The sequence below is a fragment of the Mycobacterium sp. 1245499.0 genome, from assembly GCF_001673615.1.
In the GTDB taxonomy this organism is placed as follows: domain Bacteria; phylum Actinomycetota; class Actinomycetes; order Mycobacteriales; family Mycobacteriaceae; genus Mycobacterium; species Mycobacterium europaeum_A.
Map to the genome: position 1 here is coordinate 18,375 of NZ_LZMG01000053.1, position 14,324 is coordinate 32,698.

The window sequence follows — 14,324 nt, forward strand, 5'->3', positions numbered from 1 at the left end:
TTCAGGAGTCGGCGTCGGGTAGCGCCGCGGTGAGCAGCGCCATCAGGACGGGAATGCGCTGTGCCGCGATTTCTGGTTGCGGCAGAACGCCTTCCACCACCGCGGCCCCGTCGAACACGTTGGTCATCAACGCCACGAACACTGGGAAGGTGTCCTCGGGAAAGCGGTCGGCGCCAGGCAGCGCGCGTGCGGCGTCGTGGATCTTCGCGGCGTACTGCCCCAGCTCGTGTTGCAAAGTCTCCCTGAGCTTTTCGTCGGTGCGGGCGGCCACCAGCAGCTCGTAGATGACGGCGTTGGCCGGGCCGCTGGTGATGTCGCGCAAGATCCCCAGCGCCGCCTCTAGCGCCGGCCGGTCGGCGGGTATCTCGGCGACCCCCTTGGTGAACGACTCCAGCTGGCGGCGCAACACCTCGGACGCGGTCGCGGCCATGAAATCGCCCATGGTGTCGAAGTGCCGGAACAGCGCGCCCACCGACACCCCGGCCCGCTTGGTGATCACCGCGGCGGATGCCCGCGCGTAGCCGACCTCGATGATGGTGGCGATGCACGCGTCGATGAGCCGCCCGACGGTTTCCTCGCGGCGCTGCTGCTGGGTCCTGGCCATGTCAGGCGGTGACGCTCAGCGCGCCGCGTTCCCGACGCGCGCGCTCCCCCGCCCGCAGGTAGCGGCCCGACCGCACGGATTTGCCGTAGCCGTCCCGGAATTCGCCCTTGGAGTGGCTGCCGCCGTAGACCACCACGCCGCCCACCCCGGTGGCGATTACGGCGTCGTCGTTGCGGTTGACCATGCGCCGCAGGCCGCCGTAGAACGGCACCGCCTCCTCGTGGTAGCCGTCGACGGACTCGTCGAGCCCGGCCGGGTCGATCACCACGAAGTCCGCGCGGTCGCCCTGGCGCAGCGTGCCGGCGTCGATGCCGAACCACTCGCCCAGTTCACCGGTGAGCCGGTGCACCGCGTGCTCGATCGACATGAAGGGCGCGCCGGCCCGGTAGGCGTCCCGGGTGCGCTTGAGCATTCGCAGCCCGAAGTTGTAGAAGGCCATGTTGCGCAGGTGCGCCCCGGCGTCCGAAAAGCCCATGTGCACACTGCCTTCGGTGGCCAGCGCGTCCAGCAGCTTGGGCCGATGGTTGGCCACGACGGTGGTCCAGCGGACGTTGCGTTCTCCGTTTTCGACAAGCACGTCCAAAAAGGCGTCGAGCGGGTGCAGCTTGCGCTCGACGGCGATCTCGCCAAAGCTCCTGCCGATCAACGACTCATCCGGACATTCGACGATGACGGCGTCATGGAAGTCGCGGTGCCACAGCGACGGTCCGAGCTTGATGCGGTCGAACTCGCGGCGGAATTTGCGGCGGTATTCCTTGTCCGCCAGTAACTCGTTGCGCTCCAACTGGTCCCGCAGGTGCAGGGCGGCCGTTCCGGCGCCGAACTCCTCGAAGACCGGCAGGTCGATGCCGTCGGAGTACAACTCGAACGGCACCGGCAGGTGCTGGAATTTCACGCTGGCGCCCAGCAGCTTGTTCAGCAGCCGAGTCCCGGGGCCGAAGACGTAGACCGACAGCGGCATCGACTTGGCGTCGGCGGACACCAGCATGCTCATCCGAACACCCTTGCCCCAGTTCAATATCCGGCTGCTGGCCAGAAAGAAGAGCATTCCGGTTGACGGCTTCGCCACGTTCGGGGCGCTCTGCAGGATTCGGCCGCGCTTGCGCAGCACCTTGATCAGCCTGCGGCGCTCCCGCCACGTCGCGAAGGTGGACGGCAGGGCACGCGAGCGGAAGCGTTCACCGTCGAGTTTGTCGATGGGCGCGTCCATCCCGGACATGCCGAGCACACCGGCGTCGAGCGCCTCGCCCAGCAGGTCGGCCATCTTCTCCAGCTCGGCCTCGGTGGGCCGCACGGCGTCGTCGGTGGCCCGATCCAGCCCGAGCACCGCGGTCCGCAGGTCCGAATGTCCAAGCAGCGAACCGATATTGGGCCCCAGCGGCAGGGCGTCGATCGCCTTGATGTACTCCGCGGCCGTCGACCAGGTGCGGTGGGAATCCAGTGCGCCGAACACGTATTCGCGCGGCACCGCCTCCACCCTGCTGAACAGGTCGGCGGCGTCCTGGGAATCGGCGTAGACCGTCGACAACGAGCAGTTGCCCAGCAACACGGTGGTGACGCCGTGGCGCACCGACTCGCGCAGTCCGGGATCCAGCAGCACCTCGGCGTCGTAATGGGTGTGCACGTCGAGGAAGCCGGGCACCACCCATTTGCCGGCCGCGTCGATCACCTCGGGGCAACCGGTCTCATCCAGCCGCTCGGTGCCGACCGTGGCCACCACGCCGTCGCGGATGCCGAGCGTGCGGGTCAGCGGCGCGCTGCCGGTGCCGTCGAACCACAATCCATCGCGAATGATCACGTCGTAGGCCATGGGTTCCTCCGTCGTCGATGGTCGGAACGCTAACATAGATAGCAAGCACTCGCAATCTTTTCTCAGCGAAACTGAAGGAATCGACCCGGCTGTGGGCTCAGTGTGCGCCACCGGGCGGCGCCGCGGGCGCAACCGCGGTGCGCTCGGCGCGGCGGCCGGGGTGCGCGGCCATCATGGGAAAGCCCGCGCGGCGCGCGGCTAGGCGGGTGAGCGAAAGACTTTGCCGCGCAACATGATCAGATCGGGACTCTTCAGCACGGCGGGGCCCGACCGCGGGTCTTGCGCGTAACACAGCAGGTCGGCCGAGGCGCCGTGGTCGAGGCCGGGCCGGCCGAGCCAGCGACGCGCGTCCCAGCACGCGGCGCCCAGCGCCTCGGTCGGGCTCATCCCGATGCTCTTGAGCGCCTCGACCTCGTCGGCGATCCGCCCGGGCGCCACCATGGTGCCCGCGTCGCTGCCGGCGTAGATCGGCACACCCGCCTCGCGGGCCGCGGCGATCCGGGACAGGCCGCGGGCGTGCAGGTCGCGCATGTGCGCGGCATACGCCGGATACTTCGCGGCGGCCGCGGCGATCCCGGGGAAGTTCTCCACGATGTTGACCAGCGTCGGGACCAGCACGGTGCCGCGGGAGACCATCAGCTCGATCGTCTCGTCGGTCAGGCCGGTGCCGTGCTCGATGCAGTCGATGCCGGCGTTGATCAGACCGGGCAGCGCGTCCTCACTGAAGACGTGCGCGGTGACGCGGGCGCCGTGGGCGTGCGCGGTGTCGATGGCGGCCTTGAGCACGTCGTCGGACCACAGCGGGGCCAGGTCGCCGACGCTGCGGTCGATCCAGTCGCCGACCAGCTTGATCCACCCGTCGCCGCGCTTGGCCTCCTGCGCGACCGCCGCGGGCAGTTGCCATTCATCTTCCAGCTCGCGCGAGAAGCCCGCCGCGTACCGCTTCGGCCTGGCCAGATGCTTCCCGGCGCGGATGATGCGGGGCAGATCGTCGCGGTCGTCGAGGCTGCGGGTGTCGGTGGGCGAACCGCAGTCCCGCAGCAGCAGCGCGCCGACATCGCGTTCGATCTCGGCCTGGGCGATCGCGTCGTCCAGCGGGATCTCGCCGTGGTCCCCGAGGCCGACGTGGCAGTGGGCGTCGACCAGTCCGGGCACGATCCAGCCGCCGTCGAAGACGGTGTCGGCGCCGGCGACCGGTTCGGCGCTGATGTGGCCGTCGACGATCCACAGGTCGATCGCGGTCTCGTCGGGCAGCCCCACGCCCCGCACGTGCATGCGCACCGGGCGGCTACTTCCGACCGTGACGACCCGCTTCGCGCGGCGCGGCCGCGCTCGCGATCGTCACGACTTGCCCGGGAACTTCAGCTTGGACAGATCGAAGTCGGCCAGACCGGGCGGCAGCTCGTTGAGGCCCTCGGGCATCTGCGACAGATCGGGGAATCCGGCCGGCATGCCCGGCATCCCGGCGGCCAGCGGGTTGCGCGCCTTCGGCGGCGTCGGACCGCGTCCGCCCTTCTTGCCCTTCTTGCCCGCCTTGCCCTTGGCCCCCTTGGACTTTCGCGTCGCCGACTTGCGGCCGATACCGGGGATGCCCATGCCGCCGAGCATGGACGACATCATCTTGCGGGCCTCGAAGAAGCGATCCACCAGCTGGTTGACCTCGGACACCGTGACGCCCGACCCGTTGGCGATGCGCAGCCGCCGCGACGCGTTGATGATCTTCGGATCGGCGCGCTCGGCCGGGGTCATGCCGCGGATGATGGCCTGCAGGCGGTCCAGCTGGCGGTCGTCGACCTGGGCCAGCGCGTCCTTCATCTGCCCGGCGCCGGGCAGCATGCCCAGCAGGTTGCCGATCGGGCCCATCTTGCGGATGGCCAGCATCTGTTCCAGGAAGTCCTCGAGCGTGAGCTCGCCGCTGCCGATCTTGACGGCGGCGGCCTCGGCCTGTTCGGCATCGAAGACCTGCTCGGCCTGCTCGATCAGGCTCAGCACGTCGCCCATGCCCAGGATGCGGCTCGACATCCGGTCGGGGTGGAAGACGTCGAAGTCCTCCAGCTTCTCGCCGGTGGAGGCGAAAAGGATTGGGACGCCGGTCACCTCACGCACTGAGAGCGCGGCACCACCGCGGGCGTCACCGTCGAGCTTGGTCAGCACCACCCCGGTGAAGCCGACGCCCTCGCGGAACGCCTCGGCGGTGGTGACGGCGTCCTGACCGATCATCGCGTCGAGGACGAACAGCACTTCGTCGGGATTGATGGCGTCGCGGATCGCCGCGGCCTGCGCCATCAGCTCGTCGTCGATACCCAGCCGGCCGGCGGTGTCGACGATGACGACGTCGTGGTGCTTGGCCCGCGCCTCGGCGAGCCCCGCGGCCGCGACCGCGACCGGGTCGCCGGGCCCGGATCCGGGCGACTCGCCGGGATGCGGCGCGAACACCGGCACCCCGGCCCGCTCACCGACGACCTGCAGCTGGTTGACGGCGGCCGGGCGCTGCAGGTCGCACGCGACCAGCAGCGGGGTGTGCCCCTGCCCGCGCAGCCAGGCGGCCAGCTTGCCGGCCAGCGACGTCTTACCGGAACCCTGCAGACCGGCGAGCATCACCACGGTCGGCGGCGTCTTGGCGAACGCCAGCTGCCGGGTCTGGCCGCCCAGGATGCCGATGAGTTCTTCGTTGACGATCTTGACGACCTGCTGCGCCGGGTTGAGCGCACCGGAGACCTCCGCGCCCTTGGCGCGATCCTTGATCCGGGTGACGAACGCGCGCACCACGGGCAGCGACACGTCGGCTTCCAGCAGCGCCAGCCGAATCTCGCGGGTGGTCGCCTCGATATCGGCGTCGGTCAATCGACCCTTGCCGCGCAGCCCCGCGAGGGCACCGGTCAATCGGTCGGACAGCGATTCAAACACCCCGCCAGCCTAGTGGAGCCCGGTGCGGCGGATTCGTCGCCGCCCGCCGACCGCGACACTGAAACTGTGCACACGACACGCCGGGAATGATGTTCGTGGTTTCAGTCTCGCGGGGACGGCGAGCGGGTTTGAATGGTCGAGTGCTCGAGGTGATCGGCAAAGGGTCCTGCAGCGAAGCGCATCCGGTGCCGCTGCTCTTTGTGCACGGCGGCTGGCATGGCGCCTGGTGCTGGGAACACTTCCTGGACTACTTCGCCGACGCCGGCTACCGCGCGGTCGCCATGAGCCTGCGTGGGCACGGCGCCAGCCCCAGCCCCAAGCCGCTGCCGAAGGTGTCCATGGCCGACTACATCGACGACGTCCGTTCGGTGGCCGACGACCTGGGCGGCGCGCCGATCCTGATCGGCCATTCGCTCGGCGGGTTCGTGGTCCAGCGCTACCTCGAAGACCGAGACGCCCCGGCCGCGGTGCTGGTGGGTTCGGTGCCGCCGCAGGGCGTGCTGACGCTGGCGTTGCGGGTGTGGCGCCGCCGGCCGTCAATGACGATGGAATCGTGGAGCGATCCCACGCTGCTGAAATTCCTCGCCACCCCGGCGCTGGCCCGCGAGTACCTGTTCTGTCCCGACACGCCCGAGGACGTCGTCGAAGCCTGCCGGCAACGCGCCGGCGCCGAGAGCGTCCGCGCCGCCATGACCGACCCGATCGTCCGCCGCGTCAGAACCAAGCGGGTGAGAACGCCGATTCTGGTCCTGGGCGCCGAGTACGACGGCTTCGTCAGCGTCCGCGAGGTGCGCAACACGGCGCGCGCCTATGGGACCGAGCCGGAATTCTTTTCCATGGGCCACAATATGATGCTCGAACCGGGCTGGGCCGACGTTGCCGCACGCATCCACGAGTGGCTGCAGACCCGCGAAACGTTGAGCCGGACACGATAGCCAGTCGAGTCGTTACTGCGCCGAAAAGCGTTGGCGTGCTAGATTTCACAGCCGCGACTCAATCGAGTTGGCCACATCGACGAGCAACGAACGGGGGGCCTGTGTCGGTGCCGCTCAGCAGCATCCAGGCGCGGGCCGACGGCGATCCCAGCGACACCAGCGGCACCCGCGTGCTGCGTGGCTGGCAGCGCAGGGCGCTGGTCAAGTACCTCGCCGCCCAGCCGCGCGACTTCCTGGCGGTGGCCACCCCGGGCTCGGGCAAGACGACGTTCGCCCTGCGGGTGGCGGCCGAACTGCTGGGCCAGCGCGCCGTCGAGCATGTCACCGTGGTGGTGCCCACCGAGCATCTGAAGATTCAGTGGGCCCAGGCCGCGCAGCGCTACGGCATCGCCCTGGATCCGAAGTTCTCCAACAGCAACCCGCGGATCGCGCCGGAGTTTCACGGCGTGATGGTCACCTACGCCCAGGTCGCCGCGCACCCGACGCTGCACCGGGTGCGCACCGAGCAGCGCAGGACCCTGGTCATCTTCGACGAGATCCACCACGGCGGCGACGCCAAGACGTGGGGCGACGCCATCCGCGAGGCCTTCGGCGACGCCACCCGCCGGCTCGCCCTGACGGGGACGCCGTTTCGTAGCGACGACAGCCCCATCCCGTTCGTCACCTACGAGGCCGGGCCCGACGGGATACGGCGGTCGCAGGCCGATCACACCTACGGCTACACCGACGCCCTGGCCGACGGCGTGGTCCGGCCGGTGGTGTTCCTCGCCTACTCCGGGGAGGCGCGGTGGCGCGACAGCGCCGGCGAGGAGCACGCGGCCCGGCTGGGCGAGCCGCTGTCCGCCGAGCAGACCGCGCGCGCCTGGCGCACGGCGCTGGACCCCGCCGGCGAATGGATGCCCGCGGTGATCACCGCCGCGGATCTGCGGTTGCGCCAGCTGCGCACGCACGTGCCCGACGCCGGCGGCATGATCATCGCCTCGGATCAGACCGCCGCGCGCGCCTACGCCGCCCTGCTGACCAAGCTGACCGGCGAGGCGCCGACGCTGGTGCTCTCCGACGACCCGGGCTCGTCGGCGCGGATCAGCGAATTCGCCGCGAGCACCAGCCGCTGGCTGGTCGCGGTGCGCATGGTCTCCGAGGGCGTCGACGTGCCGCGGCTGTCGGTCGGGATCTACGCCACCAGCGCCTCGACGCCGCTGTTCTTCGCCCAGGCCATCGGCCGGTTCGTCCGGTCGCGCCGCCCGGGGGAAATCGCCAGCATCTTTGTGCCGTCGGTGCCCAACCTGCTGCAGCTGGCCAGCGAGCTGGAGGCCCAGCGCAATCACGTGCTCGGCGAGCCGCACCGCCCGTCCGAGGGCGACCCGCTCGACGGCGACCCCGCCACCAAGACGCAGGACGAAAAGACCGACCTGGACAAGGGGTTCACCTCGCTGGGCGCCGACGCGGAGCTCGATCAGCTGATCTTCGACGGATCATCGTTCGGCACCGCCGCGCCGGCCGGCAGCGACGAGGAGGCCGACTACCTCGGCATCCCCGGGCTGCTCGACGCCGAGCAGATGCGGGCGCTGCTGCACCAGCGTCAGGACGAACAGCTGCAGAAGCGGGCCCGCCTGCAGAAGGAGGCCGGATCGCCGGCGGCCGTCGAAGCCCCGGCCACGGTGCACGGCCAGCTTCGGGAGCTGCGCCGCGAGCTCAACACCCTCGTCTCGATCGCCCACCACCGGACGGGCAAGCCGCACGGCTGGATTCACAACGAACTGCGGCGCCGCTGCGGGGGTCCCCCGATCGCGGCGGCGAGCCGCGAACAGCTGCGGGCGCGCATCGACGCCGTGCGCCGGCTCAACGCCGAGCACTCGTAACCGTCGACACGGCGGTCGGGTAACACTGAGCTATGCAGGACGTCGTCGAGCACCGCTATGGCCCCGATGACATGCGGTTGGTGACGGCGTCCTTTCGCACGCACCACTTCGTCCCCCACTCGCACAGCGAGTACGCTGTCGCCGCGATCGAGCGTGGGGTGGAGGCCGTCCGCTACCGCGGCGGCACCGAACACGCGCCGGCGGGAAGCCTGCTGCTGCTGGATGCCGACACCATCCACGCCGGACGTCCCGCGGCCGCCGACGGCTGGGATTACCGGGTCTTCTACCTCCCTCCGGCGCTGCTGGAAGAACTCGCCGGGCACCGTCCGACCTTCCCGGTTTCGACACCGCACGACCCACGGCTGGCTGATCGATTGGTCCGGCTGCACCGTCGTCCGAACCAGCAGACACTGGCGGCTCGAGAAGAATTCGAAGCAGTGTGCACCGAGATCCTCACCCGCTACGCGCGGTGCACGATCCCCAGACAACCGCCGCTTGCTGTCGGAAAAGTGCTGCGCCACTTGGCTGCTGACCTGCAGCGCACACCCACCCTCGACGAGCTCGCCACCGTCGCGGGCCTGCCCCGGTTCCAATTGCTGCGCGCCTTTCGCCGCGAAACGGGCGTGACCCCGCACCGGTACCTGCTGCAACTGCGGCTGCGATGCGCCCAACAGTTACTCACCGCAGGGCACGCCGTGGCTTATGCCGCCGCGCAGAGCGGCTTTTATGACCAGGCGCATCTTCATCGCCATTTCCGCCATACCTTCGCGGCCACACCGGGCGGGTTCGCGCGCAACGACGTACAAGACCCGCGCCGACCGTCTACCTAGTGTTCTCGGGCGTGGACGATTACCTCAGCCCGGAATTCTCCCGCAGCGCCCTGCTCACCATCGACCTACAGCGCGACTGGGTCACCGACATCGCCGGCACCGCCGAGGTACTTCCCGCGGTGCGGCGGCTGACCGCTGCCTTCCGCGACAGCGGGCGCCCGATCGTGCACGTCGTGCGCTTGTACCTACCGGACGGCAGCAACGCCGATCTGTGTCGACGAACCCTGCGAGACAAGGCCGTTGCGGGCTCGCCCGGTTCGCAACTCGCCGACGGCCTCGGGCCCGTCCGGAAATTGGATCCAGACATCTTGCTTGCCGGGGCCACGCAGCAGGTCGGGCCCGACGAGCACATCCTTTACAAGCCGCGCTGGAGCGCCTTTTTCGGGACCCGACTGCTTGAGCACCTCTGCGAACGGGGCGTGACCACGGTGGTCGTCGCCGGTTGCAACTATCCGAACTGCCCACGCTCCACACTCGTCGACGCCACCGAACGAGACCTTCGTACCGTCGCGGTGTACGACGCGATCTCGGGCTGGACCACCGACGCGGACCGGGAGATGCCGGGCATGGGTATCGTCTGCCTCACCACCGACTCGGTGATCGCCGCGCTTGCGTGCACGCGCACGTCCGAGTCGCCGATCGCCGATTGACGGGCCTCATTGGCGTCATCCGGCTAGTCGCCGACGGGCTCTTCGAGCACCTCGACGGCGGGGCCGCCCAACACCGCCAGCAGACCCTGCTCGACCGCGTCGCGCGCGCCGTGCTCGGCGTCGCCGGCCGCCGCGGCCGCCTGTTCCGACACCGTCACACAGAAGACGTCGGCCGCCGTCGACCCGAAGGTGTTGACCTTCGCCCACACGATGTCGGTGCCCGCCCGCTCCAGCGCGCGGGTCAGCAGCGCGAGCAGCCCGAGGCGGTCCATCGCGCGGACTTCGACGATCAGCTGATCGGGTGAGCCCGAGTCGATCCACAGGATGCGCGGCGGGGCGCTCGACCGCGTGACGGGCACCCCGACCTGGACCTCGCCGGCCCGGCTGGTCGCCGCGCTGACGGCGTCGCTGTCACGCTTTTCCAAACTGCCCAGCACGTCGACGTCGCCCGCGAGCGCGCCGCTGAACTGCTGGCGCAGCAGGCCCGCTTCCGGCGGCGAACCGAACAGCGGCGACACCACGAATTCGACGATGGCGAAGCCCTCGTGGGTGCTGGCCGAGGCCGAGTGGATGCGCAGCGAGTTCAGCGCCAGCACGGCGGCGGCTTTCGACACCAGCCCCCGCTGATCCGACGCGGCCATCACCACGTCCAGGCGTTCACCGCCGCTGGGCTTGATCTCCACGTGGACGCCGCGATCGGCGGCGAGCGAATGGTATTGGGGCGCAGCGGGTTCGACCTTCGGAAGCGGCTCGCCGGCCATCACCAGCCGGCAGCGCCGCACCAGGTCCTCGATCAGCGACGCCTTCCAGTCGCTCCACACCCCCGGACCGGTGGCCTTCGAGTCCGCCTCGGTCAGCGCGTGTAGGACCTCGAGCAACAGCGCGTCACCGCTGAGCGCTTTCACCACGCGCTCAATGGTTTTGGGGTCGTTGAGGTCGCTGCGGGTGGCCACCACCGGCAACAGCAGGTGGTGGCGCACCAGCTGGGCGAGCAGATCGACCTCGACCGGTGCCATGCCCAGCCTCGGTCCGATCTCGAGGGCCAGGCCCGCCCCGAGCACGCTGTGGTCGACGCCGCGGCCCTTGCCGATGTCGTGCAGCAGCGCGCCGAGCGCGAGCAGGTCGGGTCGCGCCACCCGGGTGGACAGCGGTGCGGCGTTGACGGCCGTCTCGATGACGTGGCGGTCCACCGTCCATTTGTGCGCGACGTCGCGGGGCGGCAGGTCGCGGATGGCGTCCCATTCCGGCAGCAGCCGCCCCCACAGCCCGGTGCGGTCCAGGGCCTCGATCGTCGCCACCGTGGTCGGCCCGGCGGACAGCACAACCAGCAAGTCGTCCAACGCCTCTCGCGGCCAGGGCACCGGCATCTCCGGCGCGCTGGCGGCCAGCCGGCTCAGCGTGGCGGCGCCGATCGGCAGCCCGGTGTCGGCCGAGGCCGCCGCCACCCGCAACACCAGACCCACGTCGGTATCCGGGCGTGCGTCGCGGGCCAGCACGATCTCCCCGGCGTATTCGACGACGCCCTCGTCCAGCGGGCGGCGCTTGGGCCGCCGCACCAGGGCCGTCACCCCGCGGCGCGGCAGCGCGTTCTCCGCGGTCCGGATGCCCGTCTCAGCGTGGTAGGCGATGGTGCGCCCGGCGTCGGATAGCTTGCGCGCCAAGTCGAATCGATCACCGATGTGCAGGGCGGCGCTGATCTCGTCGGCGTATTGAGCCTGCAGCTGATCGCGTCCGCGTCCCGAGACCCGGTGCAACTCGGTGCGCACGTCGAGCAGCGTCAGGTGGGCGTCGTCGAGTGAGCCCCCGGGCGACTCCGGACGGGCCATGCCGTGGCGGTCGATCAGTTGCGCCACGCCCAGCGCGTCGAGCAATTGCACGTCGCGAAGTCCGCCGCGGCCCGATTTCAGATCCGGCTCGGCCCGCTGTGCGATGCGGCCACACCGTTCCCAGCGGGCCTGCGTCATCTCGACGAGCTCGTTCATCCGGGAGCGAATTGCGCTGCGCCACTGCCGTCGTGCCCCGGCGATCAGTTCGTCGGACAGTCGCGCGTCACCGGCGATGTGGCGGGCGTCGAGCATGCCTAGCGCGGCGATCATGTCGGCGTTGGCGACGCCGAGGGCACCGGAGACGGTCCGCACACTGTGGTCGAGCCGAACGTTGGCGTCCCACAGCGGATACCACAACTTGTCGGCGACCTTGCCCAGCACGTCGTCGGAGAAGTTGTCGTGCAACAGCATCAGGTCGAGATCGGAATACGGCAACAACTCGTGGCGGCCCAATCCGCCGATCCCGACGATCGCGAAGCCGCTGTCGTCGCCGATCCCGATCTCGGTCGCCTTGGCCATCAACCACGATTCGTGCAGATCCAGCCAGGCGTGCCGCAGCTCGGCGGCGTGCAGCTTGCTGCCCTCAGACAACAGTTGGCGCCGCGCGGCAGCCAGATCGACTGCCGCGCAGGCGCTTTCTGTCCCGGCTGGGTGCCCGGACGAGTCGGGGTCGTTCGGGGTCATGCCCTCCCGGCCCGCCCGGGTCGAATCAGCAAGTGACAGCGGACGTCATAGCGCATCGGTTCCGCGCTCGCCGGTACGCACCCGCACAATCGTTTCCACGGGGCTCACCCACACTTTGCCGTCACCGATCTTGCCGGTGCGCGCGGCCCGGACGATGCTGTCCACGACCTTGTCGACGATGGAGTCGTCGACGACGACCTCGATGCGCACCTTGGGCACGAAGTCGACCGAGTATTCGGCGCCCCGGTAGACCTCGGTGTGACCCTTCTGCCGTCCGTAGCCCTGGATTTCGCTGACCGTCATGCCCAGGACACCCGCGTCCTCCAGGCTGGTCTTCACGTCATCGAGCGTGAACGGCTTTACGATCGCGGTGATCAGCTTCATGACTGCTCTGCCTCCACTTTGTCGCTCACTCGCTCCTCCTCCAGGCCGTTGCGGGTATCCGCCACAGCGACCCGGGGCGGCAGAACCGAACCGGTAGCCACGGCGAAATCGTAACCACTCTCGGCGTGCTCGGCCTCGTCGATGCCCGTGGCTTCCGCCTCTGGGTTGAGACGAAGCCCGATGGTGTACTTCAGGATCAACGCCAGGATCAGCGTAACCACCCCAGAGTAGATGAGAACACTGAACGCGCCGACTGCTTGCCGCTCGAGCTGAGCCCAGCCGCCGCCGTAGAACAATCCCTTGGATACGCCGGTGACGCCGTTGATGGCCGGGGACTCCGGTGCGGCGAGCAGCCCCACCAGCAGCGTGCCGGCCAGACCGCCGATCAGATGCACCCCGACCACGTCGAGCGAGTCGTCGAAGCCGAGCTTGAATTTCAGGCCGACGGCCAGCGCGCACAGCACGCCGGCGACCAGGCCGACCACCAGGGCGCCCAGCACGTTGACCGACGAGCAGGACGGCGTGATAGCGACCAGGCCCGCGACGATGCCCGACGCCGCGCCCAGCGTCGTCGCCTTGCCGTCGCGGATGCGTTCGGTGAGCATCCAGCCCAGCATCGCGGTGGCCGTCGCGACCGTCGTCGTCATGAAGGTCGACCCGGCGACACCGTTGGAAGTGGTGGCCGATCCGGCGTTGAACCCGTACCACCCGAACCACAGCAACCCGGCGCCGAGCATCACGAACGGCAGGTTGTGCGGCCGGAACAGCGTGGTTGGCCAACCGCGGCGCTTGCCCAGCACGATCGCCAGCATCAGGCCCGCCACACCGGAATTGATGTGGACCGCCGTCCCGCCGGCGAAGTCGATCGCGTGCAGCTTGTTGGCGATCCAGCCACCCTTCTCGGAGGCGAAGCCGTCGAACGCGAAAACCCAATGGGCGACCGGGAAGTAGACGAACGTCGCCCACAGACCGGCGAACACCAGCCAGGCGCCGAACTTCAGCCGGTCGGACACCGCGCCGGAGATCAGGGCGACGGTGATGATCGCGAACATCAGCTGGAAGGCCACGAACACCGTGGCGGGTAGGGTGCCTGCCAGCGGAATGTCGGTGGCCGCAACACCTTTGCTCGGATCGGCGGCCACCGCGTTGACACCGATGAGGCCCTTGAGGCCCCAGAACGAGGTCGGCTTGCCTACGACGCCGCCGGCGTCATCGCCGAACGCGATCGAATAGCCGTAGAGCACCCACAGCACGGTGACCACGCCCATCGCGCTGATGCTCATCATGAGCATGTTCAGCACGCTTCGGGCGCGCACCATACCGCCGTAGAAGAACGCCAGACCCGGCGTCATCAACAGCACCAGCGCGGAACTGGCCAACATCCAGGCGGTATCGCCGGTATTGGGCTGGCCCAGTATCGGGTATGTCACTCGCAATCTCCTCCGGTCGGCCCACGATTGGCCGCCAGACACACGTCTGATGACCTGACCAGAAGATTGCGCAATCGTTGTTTCGGCGATGGTGCGGCAGTGTTTCGGTGGGATTAACGTCCCGCTCGCCGTGTAAGGGGTTTCAGCCGAGCAGCGCGTCGACGAAAGCCGCCGGTTCGAACGGCGCCAGGTCGTCGGGACCCTCCCCCAGCCCGACCAGTTTCACCGGTACGCCGAGTTCCTGCTGAACCCGAAAGACGATGCCGCCCTTGGCCGTTCCGTCCAGCTTGGTCAGCACGGCGCCGGTGATCTCGACCACCTCGGCGAACACCCGCGCCTGGGCGAGTCCGTTCTGCCCGATGGTGGCGTCGAGCACCAGCAACACCTCGTCGACCGCGGCGA

11 protein-coding genes and 1 pseudogene are annotated in these 14,324 nt (G+C 69.3%); 4 read left to right on the forward strand and 8 right to left on the reverse strand.

What is annotated here, in order from left to right:
• Position 1 precedes the first annotated feature (1 nt).
• The 4 genes from A5646_RS02485 to ffh form a co-directional block, all read right to left on the reverse strand.
• Positions 2–604, reverse strand: a complete 603-nt coding sequence (locus tag A5646_RS02485; RefSeq protein ID WP_067019626.1) for a TetR/AcrR family transcriptional regulator — start codon at positions 602–604, stop codon at positions 2–4.
• A gap of 1 nt (position 605) precedes the next feature.
• The gene (locus A5646_RS02490; protein ID WP_067019629.1) at positions 606–2,450 is read right to left on the reverse strand and encodes an amidohydrolase family protein; all 1,845 of its coding nucleotides are present in this window, start codon (positions 2,448–2,450) and stop codon (positions 606–608) included.
• 162 nt (positions 2,451–2,612) lie between these two features.
• Entirely contained in the window at positions 2,613–3,689 is a 1,077-nt protein-coding gene (locus A5646_RS02495) for an amidohydrolase family protein (protein ID WP_156765498.1), read from the reverse strand.
• 66 nt (positions 3,690–3,755) lie between these two features.
• A complete protein-coding gene (gene ffh / locus A5646_RS02500; protein ID WP_066880740.1) occupies positions 3,756–5,321 on the reverse strand; it encodes a signal recognition particle protein in 1,566 nt (521 codons plus the stop codon).
• Between the two features lie 140 nt (positions 5,322–5,461).
• Between ffh and A5646_RS02505 the strand changes: the two genes are divergently transcribed.
• From A5646_RS02505 to A5646_RS02520, 4 genes are all read left to right on the forward strand, one after another.
• On the forward strand, positions 5,462–6,256 hold the full coding sequence (locus A5646_RS02505; RefSeq protein ID WP_067019634.1) for an alpha/beta hydrolase: 795 nt from the start codon (positions 5,462–5,464) through the stop codon (positions 6,254–6,256).
• 101 nt (positions 6,257–6,357) lie between these two features.
• Complete coding sequence (locus A5646_RS02510) at positions 6,358–8,118, forward strand: DEAD/DEAH box helicase (RefSeq protein WP_067019637.1); 1,761 nt, start codon at positions 6,358–6,360, stop codon at positions 8,116–8,118.
• Positions 8,119–8,150: 32 nt separating this feature from the next.
• Positions 8,151–8,948, forward strand: a complete 798-nt coding sequence (locus tag A5646_RS02515; protein WP_066870135.1) for an AraC family transcriptional regulator — start codon at positions 8,151–8,153, stop codon at positions 8,946–8,948.
• An 11-nt stretch (positions 8,949–8,959) separates the two neighbouring features.
• Positions 8,960–9,598 (forward strand): cysteine hydrolase family protein, encoded by a 639-nt coding sequence (locus tag A5646_RS02520; RefSeq protein WP_067019644.1) that lies wholly within the window; start codon positions 8,960–8,962, stop codon positions 9,596–9,598.
• A 23-nt stretch (positions 9,599–9,621) separates the two neighbouring features.
• On the opposite strand, the gene A5646_RS02525 is transcribed toward A5646_RS02520, so the two are convergent.
• The 4 genes and pseudogenes from A5646_RS02525 to A5646_RS02540 form a co-directional block, all read right to left on the reverse strand.
• A complete protein-coding gene (locus A5646_RS02525; protein WP_067019640.1) occupies positions 9,622–12,108 on the reverse strand; it encodes a [protein-PII] uridylyltransferase in 2,487 nt (828 codons plus the stop codon).
• A gap of 45 nt (positions 12,109–12,153) precedes the next feature.
• On the reverse strand, positions 12,154–12,492 hold the full coding sequence (gene glnB / locus A5646_RS02530) for a nitrogen regulatory protein P-II (protein ID WP_003878721.1): 339 nt from the start codon (positions 12,490–12,492) through the stop codon (positions 12,154–12,156).
• The gene (locus tag A5646_RS02535; RefSeq protein WP_066870360.1) at positions 12,489–13,874 is read right to left on the reverse strand and encodes an ammonium transporter; all 1,386 of its coding nucleotides are present in this window, start codon (positions 13,872–13,874) and stop codon (positions 12,489–12,491) included. Before A5646_RS02535 ends, glnB begins: the two co-directional genes overlap by 4 nt.
• Before the next feature lie 190 nt (positions 13,875–14,064).
• Positions 14,065–14,324: pseudogene (locus tag A5646_RS02540) on the reverse strand (signal recognition particle-docking protein FtsY); the annotation flags it as partial.